Origin of the sequence: Fuscibacter oryzae (assembly GCF_016765795.1) — a bacterium.
Taxonomy (GTDB): domain Bacteria; phylum Pseudomonadota; class Alphaproteobacteria; order Rhodobacterales; family Rhodobacteraceae; genus Fuscibacter; species Fuscibacter oryzae.
Map to the genome: position 1 here is coordinate 107,978 of NZ_JAESVP010000006.1, position 26,299 is coordinate 134,276.

Here is a 26,299-nt window from a genome sequence, read left to right on the forward strand (position 1 = left end):
TCAGCCTTCGGGCAAAAGCGCATAGGCGCGGTCGATGGGCAAAAGCAGGATCAGGCGCCCGCCATCCTTGACGGTTCCGGCGGCATTGCCTGCGGCCAGACCCGTGCCGTAAAAAATATCGGCCCGCTGCGGCCCCTTGATCGCGCCGCCGGTATCCTGGGCGACCATCAGGGCGCGGATCGGGTTGTCGCCGTTTTTCTCGACCCAGACAGGCGCACCCAAGGGGGTATAGGCGGGGTCGATTGCAACCGAACGCAAGGTCGTGATCGACCTGCCCATGGCACCGATCGGTCCCTTCTCTGCCGGAAGGTCGGCCAACTTGCGAAAGAAGATATACGAGGGGTTGATGTTCAGTAGATCAAGCCCGGCATCCCCCATCTGGCGGACATAACTGCGGATTTCCTGAGCTGAAACCTGATCGGGACGGTGGGTTCCGCGTCGGATCATCTCTTGCCCGACCGACTTGTAGGCGAAGCCGTTGCGACCAGCGTACCCAACCCGCACAACGCGGCCGTCTGGCATCCTGATCCGGCCAGAGCCTTGAATTTGCAGGAAATAGGTATCAACCGGATCTTCCAGCCAGGCCAGTTCCAGCCCCCGCCCACGAAGCGCACCGTTTTCGATGCTGGCCCGGTCGTAAAAGGTCTGCCCATCCTGCAATTCGGGCGGGCGGCGATAGATCGGCCAGGAAAAGCGCGGGGTGCGGACCGGGGAGCCGTCAAGCTCTGGCTCATAATATCCGGTGAACAGGGCGGGCGGCGGGCCGATGATCACCGGGCGGAAAAACAGCTCGAAAAAGGCACGGGCCGAAGCATCGGTCTTGTTGGCATCAGCCGCCAGCCGACAGAGCGGAACCCAATCGGGCGCTGTCAGCAGATCGCAGGTTTCGAGGAATGACACCAGCGCTGCGCGGTGATCATCCCCATCCCAGCCGTCAAGGTTTTCAAAATCAAGGATTTGCGCCGGGGCCGGAAGGGCCGTCATGGCGCAAAGAAACCCGAAAAGACGCAGAAGGCCACGCATCAGTCCCCGGTTGCAACAAGTTGCCAGTTGGGGTCGGACGCGCCCATTTTGCGCGCAAAGGTCCAGTTGTCGCGCTGGCGCTTGACCTCACCTGCCGCCCCCTCGACCACATCACCCGCCTTGTTGCGGACGACAGAGGTGATTTCGGAGACAAAACGGACGGTGATTTCACCTGTTCTGGTCGTGCTGTCGAATTCGGCGTCATCAAGGGTCAGTTCCCGGATGCCGAGAAAGGTTGTTTCCGAGGTCAGGCCCTGCGCTTCGCGCGCGTTGATTGCCTGAGCAAAGGTTGCAGCAACCTCTTCTGAAAGGAAGCTGCGGATGCGGTCCAGCTCTCCTTTTTCGAAGGCCATCAGGATCATTTCATAGGCACCGCGCGCGCCGCGCAGGAACTCTCCAACGGAAAATGAGGGCTCGGCCAGCTTCATCGCCTTGAGTGCGGCAGCAGCAGGCCCGTTTTCGGCAACGTGATCGGTGATGTCCTGGTCCGGGCCGTCAAGAGCTGGTGGAGTGGCCCTCCGCAACGAAGGGGCGGCTTCCTCACGGGAAAGGGGCGGCTTTTCAAAGCCTTCACGGGTGCCAAGAACCGAGCGCAGTTTCAAGATCAGGAATACGGCAATACCCGCCAGAACAAGAAGCTGGATCAGGGAAGAGTTCATCGGCGGCCTCATGCGTCCGGGGGGTTGGTTCCGGTTGACTGGATTTATGTAGGATGACGCGCGGTGCAAGTCCACCGCCCGGACCAATATGTCGGGCAGGAAGGGACCTCATGTCACAGATCGCGGCCTTATTTCGCGGCAGTTCACCCGCCATCGGCATTGAGACGGCCATGGCGACCTGTTAGGAACGGCGCAACCCGGCATGAGAGGAGAATTCGTATGGCCGAAGAGAATGGTGCCGCGCCGCAGGTTCGCATGTCGGTTCTGGCCCAGTTTGTCCGCGACCTTTCGTTTGAGAATATGGTGGCGCAAAAGGGTGTCAGCGCGAGCGAAGTGAAGCCAGACATTCAGGTAGCCGTCAGCCTTGATGCCCGCAAGCGCGCCGCACCGAACCAGTTCGATGTGATTTCGAAATACCGCGTAACTTCGGTCAACAAGGCCAACGGGGAAACACTGTTTCTGTGCGAAGTGGATTACGGCGGGATTTTTCAGGTTGAAGGGGTGCCGGAAGATCAACTGCACCCATTCCTGTTGATCGAATGCCCGAGGATGCTGTTTCCTTTTGCGCGCCGGATCATCTCGGACCTGACCCGCGATGGCGGATTTCCTGCGCTGAACATCGACAACGTGGATTTCGTGGCACTCTATCGTCAGGAAATTGCCCGGCGGGCCCAAGCGCCGCAGCCAACCGCCCAGCCGAACTGATCTGAGCGGCAAAAGTTACGCGAGGCGGCGCTTCCAAAGGGAGGCGTCGCCCAGTTTTTGAACCAGACCCTCGTGAGCCGCGACTTCATCTTCCGTAAGACGTGTTGGCAAAGGTGCCGGTCGGGCATAGGCACGCCAGGTCTGCGCAGCAACGGTCACCTTTTGGGTTTCGGCCTCTGACTTGGCGGGGGCAAGGACGAGGTCCGGTTGACGCCCGCCGATCAGCTCCAGATAGACATCTGCCAGAATTTCGCTGTCGAGCAGGGCACCGTGCTTTTCGCGGCGTGAGTTATCAACCCCGAAGCGGCGACACAGAGCATCGAGAGAGGCGGGCGAGCCGGGAAATTTGGCGCGCGCTATCGCCAGCGTGTCAATGGCGCGATCCCAACCAAGTGTTGGCAGATTGACCGCCTTCAGCTCTGCATTAAGGAACTTCACATCGAAGGCTGCGTTGTGGATGACCAGTTTTGCGTCGCCGATGAAATCCAGAAAGGCCTGCGCAATGGTACGGAAGACCGGCTTGTCGCGCAGGAATTCGTCGCCAAGGCCGTGGACCTCGAAGGCTTCGCGCGGCATGGTCCGTTCTGGGTTGATGTATTGGTGATAGGTCTGCCCGGTCGGCATGTGGTTAAACAGCTCTACCGCGCCAATTTCGACGATGCGGTGGCCCTCGGAGGGCTCAAAGCCAGTGGTTTCGGTGTCGAGAACGATTTCACGCATGGTGCATTCGAATATATGCGATCAGGGCACGAATGTAAGCGTGCGTCTGGTCGAGCGCGAGCGTTTCCACGATATGTGTAGCACGGCGGCGCTTTTCCGCGTCGGGCATCTGGCGGGACATAATTATCTGGAAGGTCTGTTCTGTCATCCCGGGCCGGGAAAGCACGCGCGTTCTTTGCAGGGCAGCGGGCGCGGTGACCAGAAGCGTGGCATCCATTTCCGTTTCAGTGCCCTTTTCGAACAGCAGCGGAATGTCGAAAACCACAATGTCCGCCAGGCTATCGTTCAGGAACATCTGCCGATCACTGGCCACCAATGGATGAATGATCTGTTCGATCTGTGGCAGCAAATCGGGACGAGCAGCAATTTCATGCTTCAGCGTTTCACGTGAAACAGCACCCCTCTCAATTGCCTGCGGGCACAGGGCAAAGATTGCGTCAACCGCCTGCCCACCGGGGCCATACATCCGATGAACGGCTGCATCGGCATCCCACACATCTATGCCCTCGGCGCGAAAAAGCCCGGCAGCGGTGGATTTCCCCATCCCGATGGAGCCGGTCAATCCAAGCCGGAAGGTCATGCTGTCAGCACTGCGGCGCGGGTATCGGCGTCAACTTCGGGGCGGTGACCGAACCAGCGCTCAAAGCCCGGAGCAGCCTGATGCAGCAACATGCCAAGCCCATCGACGGTATGACAGCCGCGCTGGGCCGCCTGTTCCAAAAATGGCGTGCGAAGGGGGGTGTAAACCAGATCTGTGACCGTGGCTTCGGGTTCGAGGGCATCCAGTGGAATGCGGAATTCTGGCTTGCCGCTCATCCCAAGCGAGGTTGTATTCACGACCGTTGTGGCACCTTCGAGCATGTTTCCAGCCTGAACCCAGTCTTCGACGACAAGTTTTGCGCCAAAATCGGCCTTTAGCGCCTCGGCGCGGGGTCGGGTGCGGTTGGTCAGTCGAATTTCCGTGACACCCGTCTCCAGAAGGGCCGCAATCACAGCGCGCGCGGCACCACCCGCACCGAATACCACGGCCGGGCCTGCTGTTGGCACCCAATCCGGCGCGCCCTGCCGCAGATTTGCAATGAAGCCCGCTCCGTCTGTGTTGTCGGCCTGAATGCGGCCATCACGACGGAAAATCAGGGTATTGGCCGCACCGATCAAAGCCGCGCGATCGGAAACAACATCGGCGAGTTTCAGAACCTCTTCCTTATGGGGAAGGGTGACGTTGAGGCCGACGAATCCGAGGCGGGGCAGGATGTTCAGGGCGTCAGCCAGATCGGCTGGCGCAACATCCATCGGGATATAGTGCCCTTTGATCCCATAGCGTTTGAGCCAATAGCCATGCAAAGCAGGAGAGCGGCTGTGGGCTATGGGGTGGCCGATGACACCGGCAAGCGGTATTCCAGCGCCTGTGGTCATGGCTCGATGAATCCTCTCAGGGTCAGATAGGACAATAGCGGCAAAAGTGGCAGGCCGAGGATGGTAAAATGATCGCCTTCGATGGCGGAAAACAGGCGGATACCCTCTTCCTCCAGCTTGTAGGCGCCGACGCTCTGGCCAACGCTTGGCCAATTCCGCGCAAGATAGGCCGCAAGATAGCTTTCGCTGAAGTCTCGCATCGTCAACCGGGCCGTTCCGACATGGCGCCAGACGGGCTGTCCTTGGTGGCAGACAACGATAGCAGACAAGAGGCGGTGGGTATTGCCACGCAGAAGACCAAGCTGTTCTTGAGCCTGTTGAAGTGATTCCGGTTTAGCCCAGACCTTGTCTTGAAACTCCAAAACCTGATCGCAGCCAATGATCACCGCGTCCGCATGGCGTTCGGCCACGCGTATCGCCTTCATCTCGGCCAGGCTGTCGGCGATATCGCGCGGCGTCGCTCCCTCGGCAATCAGACTGTCGCGGATCATATCCTCGTCAATGCGGGCCGCAACCGTCTGAACGGACAAACCAGCCGATTCCAGAAGCTGTCGTCGGATGGTCGAGCTGGAGGCGAGGATGAGGGGGGTCGCCATGGGTCTGTGGATATTCTGTTTATGTTCTTGATCGTAGATCGCGCGCTTTTCAGAGGTGTGGGAAAGTCAGATGGATTGTCAAGCCGCCGGCCATGGTTATCCAGATGTGGACAGGTGGTCTGGTTTCATACATGGCGTGTTGGAAATCAGACCGCCGATAGACGGTTTTCGCGTATATAGTCTTGAATTTACTTATTTTTTCAATTTTTCTGTGGCACAGAACAGCATGGAGACAGATGGGGAGAACCTGTGGGTAACTCAAAAATCCCGGTTTCCACAGGACCAACAATCACATCATTCCTTTCTTACTCTTCTTTATATAGAAAGAGGGACCAAGAGGTTAGGCATGTATGACTTTCTGCTAGACTGGTATTTCTGGATCAAGGCGTGCCACATCGTCTCGGTCATCTCTTGGATGGCCGGGTTGTTTTACCTGCCACGGCTATTCGTTTATCATGCCGAGAAGGTTGTCGCCGAGTCCGATACCGATCTGATGTTCCAGACAATGGAACGACGGCTTCTGCGCGGCATCATGGGCCCGGCGAGTATAGCGACCTGGATTTTCGGACTATGCCTTGTTTTCACACCAGGAACGGTTGACTGGTCTATGGTCTGGCCTTGGACCAAAGCGGCGGCTGTTCTGGGGATGACCTGGTTTCACCACTGGTTGGGTTGGAGGAGGAAAGATTTTTCTTTTGGAACCAACAGGTTGAATGGCAGAACCTATCGAATAATGAATGAAGTTCCAACGCTTCTTATGGTCATTATCGTCATTTCGGTGATCGTGAAGTTCTGATCGGCGTTGACTTTGTGGTACGTCGGTCTTACCTGCTGCGTCAGGCCGTCCGGCTCATATATCTCCCAGACATCAGACCTAGTGCACGCTTCGTGCGAAAGGGCCATGGCATGACCATCGAACATCTTAATCTCGCAGACCTCAAGGCCAAGACACCGGCAGAACTTTTGTCGATGGCAGAGGAATGGGAGATCGAAAATGCGCCTTCCATGCGGAAGGGCGAGATGATGTTCTCGATCTTGAAGGAGCATGCCGAAGAGGGCTGGGAGATCGGTGGCGATGGTGTGCTGGAAGTGGTGCAGGATGGCTTTGGCTTCCTTCGCAGCCCGTCGGCAAATTATCTGCCCGGTCCCGACGACATTTATGTTGGCCCCGAGATGATCCGCCAGTTCAGCTTGCGGACCGGCGATACGATCGAGGGTGTCATTCAGGCTCCTCGTGAGAATGAGCGGTACTTCAGCCTGATCAAGGCGACGCGGATCAACTTTGATGACCCTGAGCGGGTGCGCCACAAGGTTCATTTCGACAACTTGACGCCGCTTTACCCCGATGAGCGGCTGAAGATGGAAATTGAAGATCCGACGATCAAGGATCGCTCTGCCCGGATTATTGATCTGGTTTGCCCGATCGGGAAAGGCCAGCGTGCGTTGATCGTGGCGCCACCGCGGACGGGTAAGACGGTGCTGTTGCAGAACATCGCGCATTCCATAGCTATCAATCATCCGGAATGTTATCTGATCGTTCTGCTGATCGACGAGCGGCCCGAAGAAGTGACAGACATGCAGCGCAGCGTTAAGGGGGAGGTTGTTTCCTCGACCTTTGACGAACCGGCAACGCGGCACGTTGCTGTGGCGGAGATGGTGATCGAGAAGGCGAAACGTCTGGTAGAACACAAGCGTGACGTTGTGATTTTGCTCGATTCGATCACGCGTCTGGGGCGTGCCTTCAACACTGTTGTCCCTTCGTCGGGCAAGGTTCTGACCGGCGGCGTGGATGCCAATGCGTTGCAACGGCCGAAGCGGTTCTTTGGGGCGGCGCGGAATATTGAAGAGGGTGGCAGTCTTACGATCATTGCGACTGCGCTGATCGACACCGGCAGCCGGATGGACGAAGTGATCTTCGAAGAATTCAAAGGCACCGGCAACAGCGAGATCGTGCTGGACCGCAAGGTTGCAGACAAGCGTGTGTTCCCGGCGATTGATATCCTCAAGTCTGGCACGCGGAAGGAAGATCTGCTGGTGGACAAGATCGATCTGCAAAAGACCTATGTTCTGCGGCGAATCCTTAACCCGATGGGGACGACGGATGCGATCGAATTCCTGTTGGGTAAGTTGAAACAGACCAAGTCAAACTCTGAGTTCTTCGATTCCATGAACGCATGACGTTGGTCGCGGGGAAATCGTGGACAGAATATTTGCGCTAGCCTCGGCGCGCGGCAAGGCCGGTGTAGCGGTTATCCGGTTGTCGGGTGAGGGGACGTGGTCTGTTCTGGCTGAACTCTGCGGTGGTCTGCCACCCGCGCGGCGTGCTTCGCTGCGGAATCTGACTTGGCAGGGTGAAGCCATTGATACGGCGCTGGTTCTTCTGTTTGAGTCTGGACACAGCTTTACCGGTGAGGAAAGCGCCGAGATTCAGGTCCATGGCAGTATGGCGACCGTCCAGAAGCTGCTGCAGATACTCGGGCTTTTCGAAGGTCTTCGTCTGGCGGAGCCTGGAGAGTTCACGCGGCGGGCATTGGAGAATGGCTGTCTTGATCTGGCTCAGGTCGAAGGGCTGGCCGATTTGATAGATGCGGAGACCGAATCTCAGCGGCGTCAGGCCTTGCGGGTGCTGGATGGGCATCTTGGGCGCCGTGTTGAGGTTTGGCGGCAGGGCTTGTTGCGCGCGGCAGCCCTGATTGAGGCGACAATTGATTTCGCTGACGAAGATGTTCCTTTGGATGTTACACCTGAAGTTTTGGGCATCATTTTGCAACTCGCGGAAAGTTTAAGATCAGAGCTTGAGTCTTCCAGGCAGGCAGAACGCATCCGGGTTGGTTTCGAGGTGGCTATCGTCGGTGCGCCGAATGCAGGAAAATCTACTCTTCTCAATGCGTTAGCGAAAAGGGATGTGGCGATCACCTCTGAAATTGCCGGAACAACCCGTGATATCATTGAGGTCAGGATGGACCTTGGTGGTTTGCCGGTAACGCTTCTGGATACGGCGGGTTTGCGGGAAACATCTGATGCGATTGAGCATATCGGGGTTGCGCGTGCGATCGAGCGTGCGATGGCGGCTGACCTTCGGGTCTTTTTGCTGACAACCCCAGATGAGAAACCAAGTCTTGAGCTGCAAGATGGCGACATCGCAATTTTGGGCAAGGCAGACATAATCGGAGAGGGTGTGTCCGGGGTTACGGGCCAGGGATTGGCCGAACTTGTTGACCTGATCCAGCAACGCTTGTCGCATCGTGTACCCGACTCGGGCTTGCTGATTCGCGAACGACAGCGTAACGCCGTAGGAAATGCTCTGGGCAGCCTTGTGAATGCCGAGCGACTGATGATTTCTGGATCGGGGGCTGAGTTGGTTGCTTTGGAGTTGCGGGCTACCATTCGGTTTATGGAGTTGCTGGTCGGAAGGATTGGCACGGAAGCGTTGCTTGGCGAAATATTCGCCAGCTTTTGCATAGGAAAGTAGGAGTGTTTCACGTGAAACATTTCGATGTACTCGTGGTCGGCGGCGGGCATGCCGGGACCGAAGCTGCCGCTGCGGCAAGCAGGGCTGGCGCGCGGACTGCACTGTTGACACTAAGGTCCGAAGCGATCGGTGCAATGTCGTGTAATCCGGCGATCGGAGGCTTAGGTAAGGGCCATCTGGTTCGCGAAATCGATGCTTTTGATGGCATTATGGGCGTTGCCGCTGATCGTGCCGGCATTCAATTTCGACTCCTGAACAGGCGTAAGGGGCCCGCCGTGCAAGGTCCACGGGTGCAGGCAGACAGGAAACTATATCGTAAAGCGATTCACGACCTGCTTGCCGAACAGCGGTTTTTGTCAATTGTCGAGGGTGAAGTGGCTGCGCTGATCCTAGAACACGGCACATGCGTTGGGGTCACCATGTCAGACGGAACCAACATCGGCGCAAGGGCGGTTGTGTTGACGGCGGGAACATTTCTTAATGGAATTATCCATGTTGGCGATCAACAGCGGCCGGGTGGTCGGGTGGGTGATCGGCCTTCGGTGCTACTGGCGCAGCAGCTCTCGGAGATGATGCCCCGAAGGGGACGGCTGAAGACTGGCACGCCCCCACGTTTGGATGGCAGAACAATTCGCTGGGATACTTTGGATGAGCAGCAGGGGGATGATCAGCCCTCGCTTTTTTCATTTTTGCACAAACAGCCGTTTGTCCGGCAGATTTCTTGCGGAGTGACACATACCAATGAGGTAACCCACGATATAATCAGGAATAATCTGCATCGATCTGCAATGTATGGTGGGCATATCGAAGGCATTGGCCCGCGCTATTGCCCATCAATCGAAGACAAAGTTGTCAGGTTTTCTGATAAGTCGTCGCATCAGGTTTTTCTGGAGCCCGAGGGGCTGGATGATGATACCGTTTACCCGAACGGAATCTCCACTTCCTTGCCGGAAGAGGTGCAGGAGGCGTATGTTAGGTCTATTCGCGGGCTTGAAGCGGTGGTGATTACCCAGCCTGGCTATGCAATCGAGTATGACTATTTTGACCCGAGAGAGCTGGACAGGACTTTGCAGTCGCGTGATGTCTCTGGTCTCTACCTTGCCGGGCAAATAAACGGAACGACGGGTTATGAAGAAGCGGCGGCGCAGGGCTTGGTGGCCGGCCTTGGGGCGGCAAGGGCCGCACAGGGCTTGCCGCCGATCAATTTCAGTCGGAATGACAGCTATATCGGTGTTATGATCGACGATCTGGTGTCACGGGGCGTGACTGAGCCATATCGGATGTTTACGTCGCGGGCAGAGTATCGTTTGCTGCTGCGGGCCGACAATGCTGATCAAAGGCTTACCCCCATGGGAATGGCGCTGGGTATCGTCGGGGAACGGCGGCGAATCGTGTTTGAGGATCGGCTAGACAAGCTTTACAAGGCCAAGGCGACCGTTTCCGCAGAGGCGCTTAGTCCGAAGCAGATGGCGAGTTTCGGTGTTTCTGTCAGTCTGGATGGTATCCGCAGGACGCCGCTTGAGGTGATGGCCTTTCCGAACGTCACAGAGGCGCAAGTAGGGCTTATGGCGCCGGAGTTCTTGTCATTCGACGCTGACATTCGCGATCAGGTGATGAAAGACGCGCTATACGCTCAATATGTTGATCGCCAACTGATCGAAATATCGGAGCTGAAGCGGGAAGAGCAGACGGTCATACCGCACAGTTTCATCTATCAGGGGCTTCCCGGTTTATCGAACGAACTTGCAGCCAAACTGCATCGTCTTCGGCCCGGCAGCATTGCCGAGGCTGGAAGGATTGAGGGAATGACCCCCGCAGCATTGACTCTGATCTTGGCGCATTTGCGAAAGCTCAGCAGGGGCATGCTTGCGTCATGAGCGATCTGAACGCCGCGGCAGGAGCGATACTTTCGCCAGAGGCAGAGCAGGATTTGCGGCGGTTCGCGCAGATGATGCTGAAATGGAATCAGCACATCAATCTGATTTCCAAGGCCTCTGAAGGTGAAATCTGGAATAGGCATATCCTTGATTCTGTTCAGATTTGGCCGATTTCACCCGATACGGCAAAGCTTTGGGTGGATATCGGCAGTGGCGGTGGGCTACCTGGCTTGGTCGTCGCAATACTGGCGAAATACCTCCGCTCCGATATGCGCGTTGTTTTGATCGAATCAGACAGGCGCAAGGCCGCGTTTCTTGTTCAGGCGTCGAACGCTCTGTCTCTGAACTGCGAGGTTCGTGCTGCGCGAATCGAGGATGTAGCGGATCTTCAGGCCGATGTTGTGTCTGCGCGCGCCCTTGCGCCTTTGTCGACGCTGTTGATGCTTGGAAAGAGAGTTTCTGCGGATGACGCGGTATTGATCTTTCCCAAGGGAGAGCGGGCCGAAGAAGAGATTTTGACGGCGCGGCGGGATTGGCAGTTTACTCTTAAACAGACATCGAGCGTTACCAACCCGGCCGCATCTTTGCTGAGAATTACGGAAGTCCATCATGTCTGATACAATCCTTCCGCGAAAAGTCAGAAGTATCGCCATCGCAAATCAGAAGGGTGGCGTTGGCAAGACGACGACAGCGATCAATTTGGCCGCTGCTCTTGTGGCAGAAGGCGCCAGGGTGCTGTTGGTTGATCTGGACCCGCAAGGCAATGCCTCGACCGGTTTGGGCGTTGCCGTTTCGGACCGTAAGCTGACGAGTTACGATCTCCTTATCGAAGAGGTTCCGGTCTCTGACGTCGTTCAGAAGACCTCTACCGATGGGTTGTTGATCTGTCCGGCAAATTCCGACCTTGCTTCTGCTGACATGGAGCTGGTCTCAAATGAGAAACGCATTTTTCTGCTACAGGATGCGCTGCGCGGGCCATCCGTTGATGCGTTGCGGCTGGACTTCATTTTGATTGATTGCCCGCCTTCGCTAAGCTTGTTGACCGTGAATGCGCTTGCTGCGTCCGATGCAGTTTTGGTGCCGCTGCAAACCGAGTTTTTTGCTCTCGAAGGGCTCTCTCAGCTTATGCTCACGATTCGGGAGGTCAGGCAGGGTGCCAATCCGGCACTTCGGATCGAGGGCGTTCTGTTGACGATGGCGGATTCTCGCAACAGGCTGTCGCAGCAGGTCGAAACGGATGCTCGCCGCACGCTTGGGGACCTTGTCTTCAAGACTGTCATTCCCCGAAACGTAAGGCTGAGTGAAGCACCATCCTATGCAGTCTCGGTTCTTGACTATGACCCGTTGTCACGCGGCTCGGAGGCTTATAAAGCCTTGGCCAAAGAGCTGCTGACAAGGCATCCCCTTCGACGGGATACGCTCGCGGAGGTCTGAATATGGAAAAGAAGATTGAACGGCGCGGGCTCGGTCGGGGTCTGAGCGCACTTATGGCTGACGTAAATCTTGATCACTCGCACGGTCAAGCCGGAGTGGTTGCGAGTGCTGATCTGCTGGTTCCAATCGAGCGTCTGATTGCGAATCCGGACCAGCCGCGCCGTCATTTTGATGCTGCTGCCCTGCAAGAGCTGGCTGAATCGATCCGACAGAAAGGCGTAATTCAACCGCTGATCGTCCGGCCGACGGGCGATGTGGGGGTTTACGAAATTGTCGCTGGCGAGCGTCGCTGGCGAGCGTCCCAGATTGCGCAACTTCACGAAGTGCCTGTTCTGGTTCGGCAATTCAGTGATACTGAAGTGCTTGAGGTCGCGATTATCGAAAACGTCCAGCGAGCAGACCTTAGCCCGCTGGAAGAGGCATTGGCCTATCGACAGCTTATGGATCGCTTTGGTCACACCCAAGAGAAGATTGCCGAAGCCTTGTCCAGGAGCCGTAGTCACATCGCCAATACTTTGCGGCTCCTGACCTTGCCGCAAGAGATACAGAACATGATCGCGGCGGGAACGCTGACGGCAGGGCATGCGCGGGCGCTGATCTCTGTGCCGGATTCTGTTGCGTTGGCTGCCAAAATCGTTGGCAAGGGTCTTTCGGTTCGCGCTACGGAAGATCTCGTCCGCAGATCAACCGTGTCACCCGCATCGCGGCGCCGCGCCTCTGGGTCGGGCGAAAAGGATGCTGATACCAAGGCGATTGAAGCGGATCTTGCGGCTGGTTTGGGTATGCCGGTGTCGATAGCCCACGAAGCTGGAGGTGATAGGGGGCGGCTGACGATCACATACTATAGCCTTGATGATCTTGATCTGCTTTGTCGCGTGCTTTCTTCCGTATCGCGTGACATGAGAAGTTAACGCTGTATCAGGCCAAGCTGACTGCGACTTTTTCTATAACAGCGTTCAGCAGCATTCTTCCTCGAGGGGTCGCAGTGAGTCGGCCGTTTTCAATAAGCAGCAGGCCCTGGTCCTTCAACTCGTTCAGCACAGAATAATTGGGCGCCTTTCCTCGGATATTTATAAGTCGGTCCATCTCCAGGCCTTCGCTCAGCCGGAGCGACATAAGAACATATTCTTCGGCGTGTTCGAGGGCGGAGAGCGTCATTCTTGGTAGTTCAGGAGTGCGAGAGTTCAGCCAAGTATCGGGTGCGCGAGGACATTCGGTCGCTACGCGCACACCATCAAGCGTCAACCTTCCATGCGCACCGGGGCCAATACCGACATAATCCCCGCCACGCCAGTAAATCAGGTTGTGTTGCGATTCAGCGCCCGGTCTGGCATGGTTCGAAACCTCATAGGATGGCAGGCCTGCCGCGTCGCATATTTCCTGTGTCGCCTCAAAAAGAGCGACCGCGCGATCCTCGTCTGGGAGGCCGGTCAGCCCGCCTTTTAACAGCCGGGCAGCAAAGGGCGTGCCCTCTTCGATCGTCAGTTGATAGAGAGAGAGATGATCAATGGCATAGGACAGAGCGAGCCTCAGCTCTGCCCGCCAGTCCTGTACCGTTTGTTCTTGCCGGGCGTAAATGAGATCAAAGCTGACCCTGTCAAACAGGTCGCGCGCGATTCCGAAAGCCTTCAGCGCCTCAGGGGCAGTATGCAATCGTCCCAGTTTGCGTAGGGCCTCGTCATTCAGGGCCTGAATCCCCATTGAAATGCGGTTAACTCCGGCCTGACGGTAGGCCGAAAATCGTCCAGCCTCGACCGAACCTGGGTTCGCCTCTAGGGTGATTTCGGCGGAATTGGTCATTGGCCATGACCTGCGAACATGGTCGATGACACCCGAAACGACTTCGGGGTTCATCAGTGAGGGCGTGCCACCGCCAAAGAATACCGACGACAGCACGCGCCCCTTGGTTTCAGCGGCCAGCCGGTCGATCTCTCGCAAGTAGGCCGTCAGCCATTTGTCTTGATCGACGCTTGATGCAACATGGCTGTTGAAGTCGCAGTATGGGCATTTGGATTGGCAAAACGGCCAGTGGATATACAGGCCAAATCCGCCGTGCCTCCAATCTTCCATCAGCTTGCACCCATAACGCCGATGCCAGCGGGCAGGATCGGCGCGATAGACAGACACAAGCGCCCCTCATCTGCGCCGGGCGGTCTCCACACAACAGAGTGTTTCACGTGAAACATTCCACTATCAACTTTCGGAATGCATCTGACCGATGGCTTATGCGGTTTTTCTCTGCGCCGACCATTTCGCCGAATGTAATATCATATCCGTCAGGCTGAAAGATGGGGTCATATCCATGCCCTTCAGCGCCGCGCATCGGCCAAACAATCTGCCCGGATACATCCCCTTCAAAGATACGTTCATCCCCATCCGGCCACGCCAGAACAAGCGTACATCTGAACTGTGCCTTGCGAGGAGTTGGGGCCCCAACCGCCTCCAACTTGGCCCAAGTCTCCACCATCGCCTTGTGGAAATCTCGTCCATTTGGCGTCTGCGCCCAATCCGCCGTATAGACTCCGGGCGCGCCATCAAGTGCGTCGATGGTTATCCCTGAATCGTCCGCCAAAGCCGGCATTCCAGTAGCCAGAACCGCAGCGCGAGCCTTGATCCTGGCATTCCCAACAAAGGTGCTCTCGGTTTCCTCTGGCTCCGCCAAGCCAAGTTCGGCAGCAGAAACCACCTTGACGCCATAGGGCGCAAACAGGGCCTGCATCTCTTCAAGTTTGCCGCGATTGTGGGTGGCAATAACCAAAGAGCTTCCAGCGAACTTCCGGCTCAACTCCCCACGGCCTCCGCCTGTGCCGCCAAAAGCGTCTTGGCCGCTGCGTCCGACAAATCCAGAAGCGCGGACATTTCATCGCGAGAGAATGTCGCGCCCTCGGCGGACATCTGCACCTCGATCAACCGGCCGCGCCCGGTAAGGACAAAGTTTCCATCCGTGCCGGCAACAGAATCCTCAGCGTAATCCAAGTCCGCCACTGGCTGTCCGGCATAGATTCCGCACGACACGGCGCAAACATGGTCCAAAATCGGATCGCTCGTGATCGAACCGGCCTTCAAAAGGCGATTCACAGCCAGCCGCAGTGCAACCCACCCCCCGGTAATAGAGGCACAGCGTGTACCGCCATCCGCCTGGATAACGTCGCAGTCGATCACGATCTGCCGTTCACCCAAGGCGCTCCGATCAACCCCGGCCCGCAAGGCGCGGCCGATCAGGCGCTGAATCTCTTGTGTCCTGCCCGATTGCTTGCCCGCAGCAGCCTCGCGGCGCATCCTGGTATTGGTCGCGCGGGGCAACATGCCATACTCGGCCGTGACCCAGCCCAGCCCGGTATTCTTCAGAAACGGCGGCGGCTTGTCTTCAATCGTTGCCGTGCAAAGAACATGGGTATCACCCATGCGGATCAGGCATGATCCCTCGGCGTGTCGAGTCACGCCAACCTCGATCGATACGGGGCGCAGTTCATCAAGGGCCCGGCCAGACGGTCGCATGTTGATCCTCCTGTTTTATCGCCAATTAGTCCTTCGAGCGGCTCCGACGCAACCCACATTGACGCTGACCGCATTGCGTTCCTAATATCGGGCGGATCGGAACACCGGCATGACAGACGGCACGAAACTGCTTTTGGAACTGAACAACCGCTCACGCGAGGTTTTTCGTCGCGTGGTCGAGGGATATCTGGCATCCGGTGATCCGGTTGGCTCTCGCACCCTGACCAGATCGATGACAGAGCGCCTGTCGGCTGCAACCATCCGCAATGTCATGCAGGATCTAGAGCTTTTGGGCCTGCTCGGCAGCCCGCATGTTTCCGCAGGACGTATCCCCACTCAGCTTGGCCTGCGCCTTTTCGTCGATGGGCTGCTGGAGGTGGGATCGGTCGCCGCCGAAGACCGCGACGTGATGGATGCCGCCCTTGCCGCCGGCGATCAGGACGTCACAACCCTGCTTGACCAGATAGGAGCCACCCTGTCCGGCATCACCCGCGGCGCTTCGGTCGTGCTTGCGCCGAAACAAGAGGCGCCAATCCGCCACATTGAATTTGTCTCGCTGTCGCCCGACCGGGTTCTGGTCGTTCTGGTTTTTGCCAACGGTCAGGTTGAAAACCGCCTGTTCACCCCACCCGCAGGTCAAACCCCGGCCTCCATGCGCGAGGCTGCAAACTTTCTCAATGCGCTTGCCGAAGGCCGTACCCTGTCAGAACTGCGCCGCACCGTATCGATCCAGATCGCCCAGCGGCGGCAAGAGATCGACTCTCTGGCGCGCGCATTGGTGGAATCAGGTTTCGCTGTCTGGCAAAATGACGGCGAACAGGCCGAGCGCCTGATCGTGCGCGGTCGCGCAAACCTGCTGGAAGCGACCGAAACCCAGGACCTCGACCGGATACGCACCCTGTTCGATGACCTTGAACGCAAGCGCGACATCGCTGATTTTCTGGAACTTGCCGAATCCGGCGAGGGCGTGCGCATTTTTATTGGGTCTGAGAACAAACTCTTCTCACTTTCGGGTTCCTCTCTGGTGGTCTCTCCCTATATGAACGCTGACCGTAAGATCATCGGCGCGGTGGGGGTGATCGGACCAACGCGGCTCAACTACGGGCGCATTGTTCCGATCGTCGATTACACCGCCCAAATGGTCGGCAGGCTCTTGTCCGAACGTGGCGGGGGCTAGGGACAACGGAAAGACAAGGAAGACTGCAATGGCACAGGACAACCCGGCCACCGAATCGATTTCGCCGGACGCCTCCGAGGACTTTCTCGCGGCAGATGAGCTGGATGCACTGCGCGCCGAACGCGATGAACTGCGTGACCGCTTCATGCGCGCACTGGCCGATGCTGAAAACTCGCGCAAACGCGCTGACCGCGACCGCCGCGAGGCAGAGCAATACGGCTCAACCCGTCTCGCCCGAGATTTGCTGCCGGTTTACGACAATCTGACCCGTGCGCTGGATGCGGCCTCGGATGAAACCCGCACGCAGGCCTCAGCCCTGATTGAAGGGGTCGAGCTGACGCTGCGAGAGCTGACCAATGTGATGACCAAACACGGCGTCACCCCCATTTCCCCAGCCGCGGGCGACCAGTTCGATCCGCAGATGCACCAGGCCATGTTCGAGGCCCCGGTCCCCGGCACCAAGGCGGGCCAGATCATACAGGTAATGACGCAGGGCTTCTTGCTGCATGATCGGCTGCTGCGCCCCGCGCAGGTAGGGGTATCCTCTACCCCCGGCTAAGCCCAACAATCGGCCATAGGCCCGGTGAGGTGCGTGCTTTGCGCGCACCTTTCTATTTCAGCAAATCCTTCAGCTCATAAAGAACCTGCAACGCTTCCCGCGCCGTCATCTCATCGGGGTGAACCGCCTTCAGGCGCTGCTCAACGACCGATTCCTTTGCGACGGCGCGCGCCACCGGCGCGGCGGGGGCAACCCGGAACAGCGGCAGATCGTCGATCACCGCTTTTTGCGCGCCGCCCTCGCGCTCTCCTTTTTCCAGCGCCTCCAGCACCACCTTGGCCCGTTCGATCACCGCGGGCGGCAGTCCGGCCAGACGCGCCACCTGCACGCCATAGCTGCGGTCTGCCGCGCCTTTGCGCACCTCATGCAGAAAGATCACCTCGCCTTCCCATTCTTTCACGCTGACCGTGGCATTGGCGACGCCCGGCAATTTTCCTGCCAGTGCCGTCATCTCATGGTAATGGGTAGCGAAAAGCGCGCGGCAACGGTTGGCTTCGTGCAGATGCTCCAGCACCGCCCAGGCAATCGACAGCCCGTCATAGGTTGCGGTTCCCCGGCCAATCTCGTCCAGAATAACCAGAGCCCTGTCATCGGCCTGATTAAGAATTGCCGCCGTCTCGACCATTTCGACCATGAAGGTGGATCGGCCGCGCGCGAGATCATCGCTGGCCCCAACCCGGCTGAACAACTGGCTGACCAGCCCGATCCGTGCCTTGCGTGCCGGAACATAGCTTCCCGCCTGTGCCAAAAGGGCAATCAGCGCATTCTGGCGCAGAAAAGTGGATTTACCGGCCATGTTCGGCCCGGTCAGCAGCCAGATCGCTGGGGTGTCGCCGCTCGTCAGTCCACAATCATTGGCAACGAACGGTCCGCCCCCTACGCGGCGCAGCGCGCGTTCCACAACAGGATGCCGTCCGCCCTCTACCTCAAAGGCGCGGCTTCCGTCCACCTCAGGCGCGCACCAGTCCTCGGCCAGTGCCAGATCCGCGAAAGCCGCCGCCAAATCCAGTTCTGCCAAACCGCGCGCGGCTGCGCCGATCATCGCCGCTTGATCCAGTATTGCGGCTCTAAGCGCCTCATAGTGCCGCTTTTCAATCTCCAGCGCATGGTTTCCCGCGTTCAATATGCGGGTTTCCATCTCGTTCAAAGGCAGGGTGGTAAACCGCACCTGATTGGCCGTTGTCTGCCGGTGGATGAAGGTCTGGTTCAGCGGATCCGAAAACATCTTTTCGGCATGTGTTGTCGTTGTTTCGATGAAATAGCCCAGCACGTTGTTGTGCTTGATCTTCAGGCTCGGCACCCCGCTAAGGGCGATATATTCCGCCTGCATCCTGCCAATCACCCCGCGACCCTCATCGCGCAGAGCCCGGGTTTCATCCAGATCCCCATCATATGCGCTGGCAATGAAGCCGCCGTCCCGCGCCAGCAAGGGCGGCTCGGCCACCAGCGCGATGTCCAGCAGATCAACCAGCGGGCGGTGCCCGGTCAGGCTGTTGCCCGCCTCTGCCAACAGCGCAGGCACGCCGGACAGCAGTGCTGAAATCCGCTCTGCTTCGGTCAGTCCCGCGCGGATCGCCGCCAAATCGCGCGGCCCGCCCCGGTCCAGCGCCAGCCGTGACAGCGCACGATCCATATCCGGCACTTGCCGCAGGGCGGCGCGCAGACCCTCTCGCAGCCGCGCATTTTCCAGCAGAAATCCAACGGCCTCCAGCCGCGAATGGATCACCGCCAGATCCTGCGATGGCGCAGAGATGCGCCGCTCCAGCAGCCGCGCGCCCGCCGCCGTGACCGTGCGGTCCACCGCCGCCAAAAGCGATCCCTCGCGCCCGCCCGACAGCGCCTGTGTCAGCTCCAGATTCCGCCGGGTTGCGGCGTCGATCTGCATCGCCCCGCCAAGGGTTTCGCGCACCGGCGGGCGCAACAGCGGCAGCTTACCGCGCTGCGTCAGGTCCAGATATTCAACCAAAGCGCCCATTGCCGACACTTCGGCCCGGTCAAAAACACCAAACGCCTCCAGCGAGGCGACGCCGAACAATGCGCAAAGCCGCTTTTCCGCACTTTGGCTATCAAAACTGCCGCGTGCCAGCGGCGTCATCGCCGCATTGATTTCGGTGACCAGCCCGGTCCAATCCTGTTCGCGTGCCTCGCTGATCAAAACCTCTCTCGGTGCCAGCCGGGCCAGCTCGGGTGCCAACCTTACCGGGGGGCACAGCATCACCCGAAACTCGCCGGTCGAAATATCGGCCCAGGCCAGCGCGCTGGTGTCGCGCACCTCGGCAAAGGCCGCCAGATAGTTGTGTCGCCGTGCTTCCAGCAGCGAATCTTCGGTCAGCGTGCCGGGCGTGACCAGGCGCACCACATCACGCCGCACCACCGATTTCGCGCCGCGCTTTTTTGCCTCTGCGGGGTCCTCAAGCTGCTCGGCAATCGCCACGCGAAACCCTTTGCGGATCAGCGCCAGCAGATAACCCTCGGCGGCATGAACTGGCACGCCGCACATCGGGATCGGCTCTCCCAGATGAAAGCCGCGCTTGGTCAGCGCGATGTCCAGCGCTTCGGCGGCGGCCACCGCATCGTCAAAGAACATCTCGTAAAAGTCGCCCATCCGATAGAACAGCAGCGACCCCGGATTCTGGGCCCTGATCTCCAGATACTGCGCCATCATCGGCGTTACGCTGGTGTCGTCCGTTGCCACACCTGTCTCCCTCTTCGCGCCAAAATCCTAGCGAAGCAGCCATGCAAGGGAAAGTGCTGTGGGGCTTGCCCGCCCCGCGATCCACAACTTGTTGTGGATAAGCGCTGCTATATCACTATCAAAAGCAATGCTCCTACCGCTTCGCCCGCAAGCGCCCAGATCGGGTTGCGCAAGCCTTCGCGTAACGATATGAAAGATTTCGGCCCATTGAGAGCAATAAAATGTCAAACAAGAACCGCGTCACGCCGGAAGAGGCGCTGGCCTATCACCTTGATCCGCGCCCCGGCAAATATGACATCGTGGCATCCAAACCCATGGCCACCCAGCGCGACCTGTCGCTGGCCTACAGCCCTGGCGTGGCGGTTCCTGTTCTGGCCATCGCCGAGCGGCCAGAGACAGCCTATGACTATACCGTCAAGGGAAACATGGTGGCCGTCATCTCGAACGGCACCGCCATTCTGGGGTTGGGCAATCTGGGGGCCTTGGCGTCAAAGCCGGTGATGGAGGGCAAGGCGGTTCTGTTCAAGCGCTTCGCCGATGTGAACGCGATCGACATTGAGCTGGCGACCGAAGACCCGGAAGAGATTATCAAGGCTGTCCATCTGATGTCGCCCACCTTTGGCGGCATCAATCTTGAAGATATCAAGGCGCCGGAATGCTTCATCATCGAGCAGCGGCTGAAGGAAATCTGCGACATACCGGTGTTTCACGATGACCAGCACGGCACCGCCGTGATCTGTGCTGCCGGGATGATCAACGCGCTGGAACTGTCGGGCAAGAAGATCGGTGAGGTAAAGATCGTCCTCAACGGGGCAGGGGCCGCCGGAATCGCCTGTCTGGAGCTGCTGAAATCCATGGGCGCAAAGCATGACAATTGCATCATGTGCGACACCAAGGGTGTCATCTGGCAAGGCCGTACCGAGGGCATGAACCAGTGGAAATCGGCCCATGCCGCCAACACGCCCGCCCGCACGCTGGAAGAGGCGATGGTGGACGCCGACGTGTTCCTTGGCGTTTCGGCCAAGGGCGCGGTCACGTCAGAAATGGTGGCATCCATGGCGGAAAACCCCGTCATCTTTGCCATGGCCAACCCCGATCCCGAAATTACCCCGGAAGAGGCGCATGCCATCCGCCCCGATGCCATCGTGGCGACCGGGCGCAGCGATTATCCCAATCAGGTCAATAACGTTCTGGGTTTTCCCTATCTGTTCCGCGGCGCGCTGGATATCCACGCCCGCGCGATCAATGACGAGATGAAGATTGCCTGCGCTCAGGCTCTGGCCAAACTGGCCCGCGAAGATGTGCCGGATGAGGTTGCGATGGCCTATGGTCGCAAGCTGTCGTTTGGGCGGGATTACATCATTCCGACGCCGTTCGACCCCCGGCTTATCCACGTCATCCCGCCCGCAGTGGCCAAGGCGGGCATGGATACCGGCGTTGCCCGCCGCCCAATTGTGGACCTGAAGTCCTATGAACTGCACCTGAAACAGCGCATGGACCCGACGGCCAGCATCCTGCAAGGCATCCACGCGCGCGCGCGTCAGGCGCAGGCCCGCATGATCTTTGCCGAAGGCGACGATCCGCGCGTTCTGCGTGCTGCGGTGGCCTATCAGCGCGCAGGCCTTGGCCGCGCCATGGTTGTGGGTCGCGAACAGGATGTGCGCGAAAAGCTGGAGGCAACGGGCCTTGGCGATGCCGTGCGCGAGTTGGAGATCGTCAACGCCGGCAACAACCGCCATCTCGATCAATACAAGGACTTCCTTTATCAGCGCCTGCAACGGCAGGGGTTCGACCGGCAAGACGTTCACCGCCTTGCCGCGCGCGACCGGCATGTGTTTTCGGCGCTAATGCTGGCGCATGGCCATGGCGATGGGCTGGTCACCGGGGCCACGCGCAAATCGGCGCATGTGCTGTCGCTGATCAACCATGTCTTTGATGCGACGGCGGCGGATGGTGCCGTTGGCGTTACCGCGCTGTTGCACAAGGGCCGCATCGTACTGATCGGCGACACGTTGGTGCATGAATGGCCAGAAGAGGAAGATCTGGCCACCATCGCCACCCGCGCCGCCAAGGTCGCCCGCAATCTGGGGCTGGAGCCGCGCGTGGCCTTCGTCAGCTTTTCGACCTTTGGCTATCCGGTCAGTGAGCGGGCGACCAAAATGCACCGTGCGCCGCAGATTCTGGATCAGCGCCGGGTCGATTTTGAATATGATGGCGAGATGACGGTAGATGTTGCCCTCAACCCCGAGGTGATGGCGCATTACCCGTTCTGCCGCCTGTCCGGCCCCGCAAACATTCTGGTGGTTCCGGCGCGGCACTCGGCGTCGATCTCGGTCAAGCTGATGCAGGAAATGGCGGGTGCGACCGTGATCGGCCCTATTCTGACCGGCGCGACCAAGCCCATCCAGATCTGCTCCGCCAACTCAACCGCCAATGACATCCTGAACATGGCGGTCATGGCGGCCTGCAAGGTCGGCTGACCTTCCGCTTGACTCGGCGGCCCGTCCGCCGGGTCAGTAGCTTTTGGTGCTTTCCTTGACGGACAGGATTTTTGGCGCGCCGCTCTCGGACAGTTCGATCTGATAGGTGCGGATATCCTCGTGGCCCTCTTGTGCGATACGGGCCTCGAAGATGTCATCGGTGGTCTGGGTGATTGCCGTAAGGCCGCCACCGCCTCGCATGGTTACTTTGGCGTCAATATCGTCAAGAATCAGCCTGTAGATACAGATCGACTGGCTTACCGCGTCCATTCTGCACTCCTCCGTTTTGACTTTTCCGGCGCTGGCGCCGCCCGCCGACAGCAGGGCAACCACCGCAGTTGCGCAAACAACCGCCAAGACGGCGGCAAGCGATAATCTGGTCCCGCGACTCATTTCGCCCCCCGCTTGGGGGGAGCCGTGATCAGGGTTCCCGCCGCCGCTTCGGCAGGGGTGCGCGGATAATGCCGCTTCATCTTGGCGGGCCAGACGGCGAACAAGGTGTTGCTGCCAACCAGAAGTCGCGCGAACGGCATCAGAAGGTCAGTGGGCGAGGCGCCGCCCGAAAACACCTCTGCCACCGAAAAGGCACGCACCGCCTCGCGCCAGGGCGCTGAATGTTCCAGCCGCAACTGCATCCCCGATCCCATGACGGAATTCATGTCCACGTCAGAAACGCCGTAACAGGCGCTTGCATTGGTATCGCCACTGGCCGGGCAATGCGCCTTGCCGATATCGACATGGCCAAGGCCAAGAATATGGCCGAACTCATGCACATGGGCCTGCTGCATCACCTTCTTGTTGTGACTGTCGCGGTTCTTTTCGACCGAGTTGATGTCCTTGCTATCATAAAGATGCTCATGAGAGCCGAACCACTTCACACTGGGATGCAAGCGCACCACATCGATGCTGTGGTGATTGTTGGCGGCCGTTCCCTCTTGCCCCACCACCTTCAGCCGGCACCAGACATTCGGAACATAAACCTGCGCATCCTTGGCGGTGTAAAGAAAGCTGCCCGCGTCATTGATCAGCCAGAACTTGTCGCTCCAATAGGCCTGAACTGACGAGCAGAAGGTGTCCTTCCACGCCTTCCAGGTGGCCGGAGTCCATTTGATGATCTTGCGCGCCGGTTTGGCCGCGTTGCCATAGTCGTGATAGGTGCCTTCGTCCGCGCCAGCAGCGGGGTTGATCTGGGAAAACCCCATGCGGACCGTCAGCGTCAATTCGGCATTGTTGTAGGCATCGCAGACGTCGGTATTCAACTCGGCATCAAAACGGGGAAACACGATCTTCTGTTTCATGCGACCTCCCGGAATATAGCATTTCAAATGCCGCCAGCAGAACACGACCACGCCTTTCCCGCAAGGAGGGCAAACCTGACCTCTTGGCCTTTGTCGCCAGCGGGCCTAGCGTGACGTGGCCTGACGTGACGGGGCAAGGAGAGTGCGATGACAGACCATGTTTCCACCCATCAGGCCGAAGAAGATGCCCGCAACGAGGACATCCTGATCTATGTGAATGGCAAGATCGTGCCCAAGGCGCAAGCCGTGGTGTCGGTTTATGATTCCGGCTTCATGCTGGGGGATGGTGTGTGGGAAGGGCTTCGGCTTTATAACGGGCGCTGGTCCTTTCTGGAGGAGCATATCGACCGCCTGTTTGACGCCGCAAAAGCCATTGATCTTGACATCGGGATGACCCGAGAAAGCGTCACGAATGCCCTGTTAGAGACACAAAAAGCCAATGGAATGCACAGCGACGCCCACGCCCGCCTGATGGTGACGCGCGGGGTTAAAACGCGGCCGTTCCAGCATCCACGCCTGTCGCAGCAGGGGCCGAACATTGCGATCATCATGGAGCATTCGCGCCCCAGGATCCCGCGGCCGATAACTCTGGCAACGGTTCCGCATTTGCGCGGATTGCCGATGACGCAAGACCCCAAGCTAAACAGCCATTCCAAGCTGAATTGCATTCTGGCCTGTATTGCTGCGCAAAAGGCTGGCGCGGATGAGGCGTTGATGCTGGATGTGCATGGCTTTGTGAACACCACTAATGCCTGCAACTTCTTTATCGTGCGCAAGGGTCAAGTCTGGACCAGTACGGGCGACTACTGCATGAACGGCATCACGCGGCAAAAGGTGATTGACCTGTGCCGCGTCAATGACATCCCGGTCTTTGAGCGGAACTTCAGTCTGGTCGATACCTATTCTGCGGATGAGGCGTTCCTGACCGGCACCTTCGGGGCGCAGACCCCGGTGGGCACGATTGACGGACGCACCATCGGCACCGGCCAGATGGGGCCGATGACCGAACGGCTGCGCATTCTTTACAAGGCCCTGGTAGGAGCCTGAGCCATGCGCATCGCAATGTGGTCTGGCCCGCGCAATCTTTCGACCGCGATGATGTATTCCTTTGCGGGGCGTGGTGATTGCGCGGTCTGGGACGAACCTTTTTATGCGGCTTATCTCAAGGCGACAGGCATCGCTCATCCAATGGCCGATCAGGTGATTTCTGCGGGTATTGCCGATCCGGCCCGGGTGGCTAACGCGTGTCTTGGCGCAATCCCCGACGGCAAGCCGCTGTTCTACCAAAAGCACATGACGCTGCATATGATCGCCGGATTTGACCGCAGCTTCATGGCGGGCCTGACCAATGTTTTCCTGATCCGCCACCCCGCGCGCGTCATTGCCAGCTATTCGAAGAAACGCGAGGCCCCGACCTTGGCCGACATCGGTTTCGTGCAGCAGGCAGAGTTGTTTGATCAGGTGGCCGACCGGCTGGGCGCGGCGCCTTTGGTCGTCGATTCCGCCGACATTCGTGCCACCCCGCGCGAAACGCTGGGGCGGCTGTGCGCTGCGCTGGGCATCCCCTTTGCCGAAGGAATGCTGCGCTGGCCAGCCGGGCCCAAGCCTTATGATGGTCCCTGGGCACCGCATTGGTACAACGCTGTTCACGCCTCTACCGGGTTCGATGAGCCGGAAGGGCCGCTGCCCACTCTGCCAGACGCCTATCGGGCTTTGTCGGACCGGGCGCTGTCCTATTATGAAAGGCTTGCTGCACTGAGGCTGTAAAATGGAAAACGGCTCGCCCCGGGGCGAGCCGTCTGCCGTTCCGTTTGGGTGCCTTTACAGCCCCAGATTGCTGCGCAACTGCGACAGCGCGGCATCCGAAAGCGTGCGCCCGCCAGAGGCTGTTGAAAGCGCGGCATCCTCTGTCGCCTGTGCTGCATCCGCCGTAGCCTGAGCCTCTGACGCTGCGGCCTGCGCATCAGCCAGTTCCTGTTCCGCGGTGGCAAGATCGGTCTGCGCCGCGCTCAGGCTTTCATTCAGTGCGTCAACTTCTTCCTGCGTTGCGCCCGCAGCGATGGCGTCATCTACCGCCTTCTGTGCAGCGGCTACGGAGGTTGTGGCTGCCGTCACACCGTCTTGGGCTGCTGCGGCGTCGGTTGCAGCATCAGTGGCCGCAGTCTGCGCGTCAATCGTTGCCAAGGCGGCGTCACGGTAGGCTGCAACCTTTCCAACCTGGCTGTTGGGCGCGGCATTTGCCATGGCGGTGGCGCTCGCATTCGAGGCGTTCAGGCCCTTCAGCTCTGATGCGACAGCCCCGTTCCCGTTGGATTTGCCGGCACCAGAAGACGATTCGCTGCTTTTGCTGCTGCTGTTGGCGTTCCCGCCCGCGTTTCCGTTCCCGCCACCGTTGCCCTTCCCGCCGCCATTTCCATTTCCGCCGCCATTGCCGTTCCCCGCAATGGCGGCATCAAGCAGCGCGTGGGGCGCAAGGATCGAAGGGCCGGGGCCGATCAATGCGGCGGAGAGAAAAAGCGTTGTCAGGGCGCTGCGAATTTTCATGGCGACTTCCTTCGGCACAGTGGTCAGGGTGCTAAGAGTCAGGTCGTTAACCTGATTTCTGGCCGTAGTTTGACCCTATTTCCGGCAATAATACGGCAGAACCGCGCCCAAGGAATGAAGAACCGGCCAGGGGCGCCCGCCCCGAC

The 26,299-nt window shown here is 58.8% G+C and carries 26 protein-coding genes; 13 read left to right on the forward strand and 13 right to left on the reverse strand.

Annotated elements, in window-relative coordinates; genetic code table 11:
• Positions 1-1,023, reverse strand: a complete 1,023-nt coding sequence (mltA, locus tag JI744_RS13145; RefSeq protein WP_202661593.1) for a murein transglycosylase A — start codon at positions 1,021-1,023, stop codon at positions 1-3.
• Positions 1,023-1,682, reverse strand: a complete 660-nt coding sequence (locus tag JI744_RS13150; protein ID WP_202661594.1) for a Tim44/TimA family putative adaptor protein — start codon at positions 1,680-1,682, stop codon at positions 1,023-1,025. The genes mltA and JI744_RS13150 overlap by 1 nt, the downstream gene beginning before the upstream one ends.
• 219 nt (positions 1,683-1,901) lie before the next feature.
• Between JI744_RS13150 and secB the strand changes: the two genes are divergently transcribed.
• Complete coding sequence (gene secB / locus JI744_RS13155) at positions 1,902-2,387, forward strand: protein-export chaperone SecB (protein WP_202661595.1); 486 nt, start codon at positions 1,902-1,904, stop codon at positions 2,385-2,387.
• 15 nt (positions 2,388-2,402) lie between these two features.
• Here the strand turns inward: secB and dnaQ are convergent, their stop codons facing one another.
• Genes dnaQ through JI744_RS13175 form a run of 4 tightly spaced genes read right to left on the reverse strand, consistent with a single transcriptional unit; the run spans position 2,403 to position 5,119 of the window.
• Positions 2,403-3,107 carry a DNA polymerase III subunit epsilon gene (gene dnaQ, locus JI744_RS13160; protein ID WP_202661596.1) on the reverse strand — a complete coding sequence of 235 codons (705 nt, stop codon included), beginning with the start codon at positions 3,105-3,107 and terminating at the stop codon, positions 2,403-2,405.
• Positions 3,100-3,687: a dephospho-CoA kinase gene (gene coaE, locus JI744_RS13165; protein WP_202661597.1), complete on the reverse strand. Its 588-nt coding sequence runs from the start codon at positions 3,685-3,687 to the stop codon at positions 3,100-3,102. The genes dnaQ and coaE overlap by 8 nt, the downstream gene beginning before the upstream one ends.
• Entirely contained in the window at positions 3,684-4,523 is an 840-nt protein-coding gene (locus JI744_RS13170) for a shikimate dehydrogenase (protein WP_202661598.1), read from the reverse strand. Before JI744_RS13170 ends, coaE begins: the two co-directional genes overlap by 4 nt.
• Positions 4,520-5,119 carry a Maf family protein gene (locus JI744_RS13175; RefSeq protein WP_202661599.1) on the reverse strand — a complete coding sequence of 200 codons (600 nt, stop codon included), beginning with the start codon at positions 5,117-5,119 and terminating at the stop codon, positions 4,520-4,522. Before JI744_RS13175 ends, JI744_RS13170 begins: the two co-directional genes overlap by 4 nt.
• Before the next feature lie 346 nt (positions 5,120-5,465).
• Here JI744_RS13175 and hemJ point away from each other — a divergent pair, with 346 nt between their 5' ends.
• The 7 genes from hemJ to JI744_RS13210 all read left to right on the forward strand — a co-directional run bounded on the left by hemJ (position 5,466) and on the right by JI744_RS13210 (position 12,813).
• Positions 5,466-5,915, forward strand: coding sequence for a protoporphyrinogen oxidase HemJ (gene hemJ / locus JI744_RS13180; protein ID WP_202661600.1), 450 nt, complete (start codon positions 5,466-5,468; stop codon positions 5,913-5,915).
• A gap of 110 nt (positions 5,916-6,025) precedes the next feature.
• Positions 6,026-7,297: a transcription termination factor Rho gene (rho, locus tag JI744_RS13185; RefSeq protein ID WP_202661736.1), complete on the forward strand. Its 1,272-nt coding sequence runs from the start codon at positions 6,026-6,028 to the stop codon at positions 7,295-7,297.
• A 19-nt stretch (positions 7,298-7,316) separates the two neighbouring features.
• Complete coding sequence (gene mnmE, locus JI744_RS13190) at positions 7,317-8,591, forward strand: tRNA uridine-5-carboxymethylaminomethyl(34) synthesis GTPase MnmE (RefSeq protein ID WP_202661601.1); 1,275 nt, start codon at positions 7,317-7,319, stop codon at positions 8,589-8,591.
• Positions 8,592-8,602: 11 nt separating this feature from the next.
• Positions 8,603-10,468 (forward strand): tRNA uridine-5-carboxymethylaminomethyl(34) synthesis enzyme MnmG, encoded by a 1,866-nt coding sequence (gene mnmG / locus JI744_RS13195; RefSeq protein WP_202661602.1) that lies wholly within the window; start codon positions 8,603-8,605, stop codon positions 10,466-10,468.
• On the forward strand, positions 10,465-11,085 hold the full coding sequence (rsmG, locus tag JI744_RS13200; RefSeq protein WP_202661603.1) for a 16S rRNA (guanine(527)-N(7))-methyltransferase RsmG: 621 nt from the start codon (positions 10,465-10,467) through the stop codon (positions 11,083-11,085). The genes mnmG and rsmG overlap by 4 nt, the downstream gene beginning before the upstream one ends.
• Positions 11,078-11,902 (forward strand): ParA family protein, encoded by an 825-nt coding sequence (locus tag JI744_RS13205; RefSeq protein WP_202661604.1) that lies wholly within the window; start codon positions 11,078-11,080, stop codon positions 11,900-11,902. The genes rsmG and JI744_RS13205 overlap by 8 nt, the downstream gene beginning before the upstream one ends.
• A 2-nt stretch (positions 11,903-11,904) precedes the next feature.
• Positions 11,905-12,813 (forward strand): ParB/RepB/Spo0J family partition protein, encoded by a 909-nt coding sequence (locus JI744_RS13210; RefSeq protein WP_202661605.1) that lies wholly within the window; start codon positions 11,905-11,907, stop codon positions 12,811-12,813.
• Between the two features lie 7 nt (positions 12,814-12,820).
• On the opposite strand, the gene hemW is transcribed toward JI744_RS13210, so the two are convergent.
• From hemW to rph, 3 genes are all read right to left on the reverse strand, one after another.
• Positions 12,821-13,972, reverse strand: coding sequence for a radical SAM family heme chaperone HemW (hemW, locus tag JI744_RS13215; protein ID WP_202661737.1), 1,152 nt, complete (start codon positions 13,970-13,972; stop codon positions 12,821-12,823).
• 103 nt (positions 13,973-14,075) lie between these two features.
• Complete coding sequence (rdgB, locus tag JI744_RS13220; RefSeq protein WP_202661606.1) at positions 14,076-14,687, reverse strand: RdgB/HAM1 family non-canonical purine NTP pyrophosphatase; 612 nt, start codon at positions 14,685-14,687, stop codon at positions 14,076-14,078.
• Positions 14,684-15,400 (reverse strand): ribonuclease PH, encoded by a 717-nt coding sequence (gene rph / locus JI744_RS13225; RefSeq protein ID WP_202661607.1) that lies wholly within the window; start codon positions 15,398-15,400, stop codon positions 14,684-14,686. Before rph ends, rdgB begins: the two co-directional genes overlap by 4 nt.
• A 109-nt stretch (positions 15,401-15,509) precedes the next feature.
• Here rph and hrcA point away from each other — a divergent pair, with 109 nt between their 5' ends.
• Together hrcA and JI744_RS13235 are read left to right on the forward strand one after the other, a co-directional pair.
• Positions 15,510-16,577, forward strand: a complete 1,068-nt coding sequence (hrcA, locus tag JI744_RS13230) for a heat-inducible transcriptional repressor HrcA (protein WP_202661608.1) — start codon at positions 15,510-15,512, stop codon at positions 16,575-16,577.
• A 28-nt stretch (positions 16,578-16,605) separates the two neighbouring features.
• Positions 16,606-17,136: a nucleotide exchange factor GrpE gene (locus JI744_RS13235; RefSeq protein WP_202661609.1), complete on the forward strand. Its 531-nt coding sequence runs from the start codon at positions 16,606-16,608 to the stop codon at positions 17,134-17,136.
• Between the two features lie 52 nt (positions 17,137-17,188).
• Here the strand turns inward: JI744_RS13235 and mutS are convergent, their stop codons facing one another.
• Positions 17,189-19,801, reverse strand: coding sequence for a DNA mismatch repair protein MutS (gene mutS / locus JI744_RS13240; protein WP_202661738.1), 2,613 nt, complete (start codon positions 19,799-19,801; stop codon positions 17,189-17,191).
• Between the two features lie 251 nt (positions 19,802-20,052).
• Between mutS and JI744_RS13245 the strand changes: the two genes are divergently transcribed.
• On the forward strand, positions 20,053-22,311 hold the full coding sequence (locus JI744_RS13245; RefSeq protein WP_202661610.1) for an NADP-dependent malic enzyme: 2,259 nt from the start codon (positions 20,053-20,055) through the stop codon (positions 22,309-22,311).
• 33 nt (positions 22,312-22,344) lie between these two features.
• Here the strand turns inward: JI744_RS13245 and JI744_RS13250 are convergent, their stop codons facing one another.
• Both JI744_RS13250 and JI744_RS13255 read right to left on the reverse strand, forming a co-directional pair.
• On the reverse strand, positions 22,345-22,581 hold the full coding sequence (locus JI744_RS13250; RefSeq protein ID WP_202661611.1) for a hypothetical protein: 237 nt from the start codon (positions 22,579-22,581) through the stop codon (positions 22,345-22,347).
• Between the two features lie 119 nt (positions 22,582-22,700).
• The gene (locus JI744_RS13255) at positions 22,701-23,609 is read right to left on the reverse strand and encodes a hypothetical protein (protein ID WP_202661612.1); all 909 of its coding nucleotides are present in this window, start codon (positions 23,607-23,609) and stop codon (positions 22,701-22,703) included.
• Positions 23,610-23,756: 147 nt separating this feature from the next.
• On the opposite strand from JI744_RS13255, the gene JI744_RS13260 reads away from it, so the two are divergent.
• Positions 23,757-24,656, forward strand: coding sequence for a D-amino acid aminotransferase (locus JI744_RS13260; RefSeq protein WP_202661613.1), 900 nt, complete (start codon positions 23,757-23,759; stop codon positions 24,654-24,656).
• Positions 24,657-24,659: 3 nt separating this feature from the next.
• Positions 24,660-25,376, forward strand: coding sequence for a sulfotransferase-like domain-containing protein (locus JI744_RS13265; RefSeq protein ID WP_236019440.1), 717 nt, complete (start codon positions 24,660-24,662; stop codon positions 25,374-25,376).
• Positions 25,377-25,430: 54 nt separating this feature from the next.
• Here JI744_RS13265 and JI744_RS13270 read toward each other — a convergent pair whose 3' ends face one another.
• Positions 25,431-26,153 (reverse strand): hypothetical protein, encoded by a 723-nt coding sequence (locus JI744_RS13270; RefSeq protein WP_202661614.1) that lies wholly within the window; start codon positions 26,151-26,153, stop codon positions 25,431-25,433.
• Between the last annotated feature and the right edge of the window lie 146 nt (positions 26,154-26,299).

Bases quoted from the DNA above. Each gene is read 5' to 3' on its own strand.
- mltA (WP_202661593.1), bottom strand. From the start codon at position 1,023: ATGCGTGGCCTTCTGCGTCTTTTCGGGTTTCTTTGCGCCATGACGGCC.
- secB (WP_202661595.1), top strand. From the start codon at position 1,902: ATGGCCGAAGAGAATGGTGCCGCGCCGCAGGTTCGCATGTCGGTTCTG.
- rph (WP_202661607.1), bottom strand. From the start codon at position 15,400: ATGCGACCGTCTGGCCGGGCCCTTGATGAACTGCGCCCCGTATCGATC.
- JI744_RS13245 (WP_202661610.1), top strand. From the start codon at position 20,053: ATGTCAAACAAGAACCGCGTCACGCCGGAAGAGGCGCTGGCCTATCAC.
- rsmG (WP_202661603.1), top strand. From the start codon at position 10,465: ATGAGCGATCTGAACGCCGCGGCAGGAGCGATACTTTCGCCAGAGGCA.
- hrcA (WP_202661608.1), top strand. From the start codon at position 15,510: ATGACAGACGGCACGAAACTGCTTTTGGAACTGAACAACCGCTCACGC.
- JI744_RS13270 (WP_202661614.1), bottom strand. From the start codon at position 26,153: ATGAAAATTCGCAGCGCCCTGACAACGCTTTTTCTCTCCGCCGCATTG.
- JI744_RS13235 (WP_202661609.1), top strand. From the start codon at position 16,606: ATGGCACAGGACAACCCGGCCACCGAATCGATTTCGCCGGACGCCTCC.
- JI744_RS13255 (WP_202661612.1), bottom strand. From the start codon at position 23,609: ATGAAACAGAAGATCGTGTTTCCCCGTTTTGATGCCGAGTTGAATACC.
- hemW (WP_202661737.1), bottom strand. From the start codon at position 13,972: ATGGAAGATTGGAGGCACGGCGGATTTGGCCTGTATATCCACTGGCCG.
- JI744_RS13150 (WP_202661594.1), bottom strand. From the start codon at position 1,682: ATGAACTCTTCCCTGATCCAGCTTCTTGTTCTGGCGGGTATTGCCGTA.
- mutS (WP_202661738.1), bottom strand. From the start codon at position 19,801: ATGATGGCGCAGTATCTGGAGATCAGGGCCCAGAATCCGGGGTCGCTG.
- JI744_RS13205 (WP_202661604.1), top strand. From the start codon at position 11,078: ATGTCTGATACAATCCTTCCGCGAAAAGTCAGAAGTATCGCCATCGCA.
- rho (WP_202661736.1), top strand. From the start codon at position 6,026: ATGACCATCGAACATCTTAATCTCGCAGACCTCAAGGCCAAGACACCG.
- hemJ (WP_202661600.1), top strand. From the start codon at position 5,466: ATGTATGACTTTCTGCTAGACTGGTATTTCTGGATCAAGGCGTGCCAC.
- JI744_RS13170 (WP_202661598.1), bottom strand. From the start codon at position 4,523: ATGACCACAGGCGCTGGAATACCGCTTGCCGGTGTCATCGGCCACCCC.
- coaE (WP_202661597.1), bottom strand. From the start codon at position 3,687: ATGACCTTCCGGCTTGGATTGACCGGCTCCATCGGGATGGGGAAATCC.
- JI744_RS13250 (WP_202661611.1), bottom strand. From the start codon at position 22,581: ATGGACGCGGTAAGCCAGTCGATCTGTATCTACAGGCTGATTCTTGAC.
- JI744_RS13265 (WP_236019440.1), top strand. From the start codon at position 24,660: ATGCGCATCGCAATGTGGTCTGGCCCGCGCAATCTTTCGACCGCGATG.
- JI744_RS13175 (WP_202661599.1), bottom strand. From the start codon at position 5,119: ATGGCGACCCCCCTCATCCTCGCCTCCAGCTCGACCATCCGACGACAG.
- dnaQ (WP_202661596.1), bottom strand. From the start codon at position 3,107: ATGCGTGAAATCGTTCTCGACACCGAAACCACTGGCTTTGAGCCCTCC.
- JI744_RS13260 (WP_202661613.1), top strand. From the start codon at position 23,757: ATGACAGACCATGTTTCCACCCATCAGGCCGAAGAAGATGCCCGCAAC.
- JI744_RS13210 (WP_202661605.1), top strand. From the start codon at position 11,905: ATGGAAAAGAAGATTGAACGGCGCGGGCTCGGTCGGGGTCTGAGCGCA.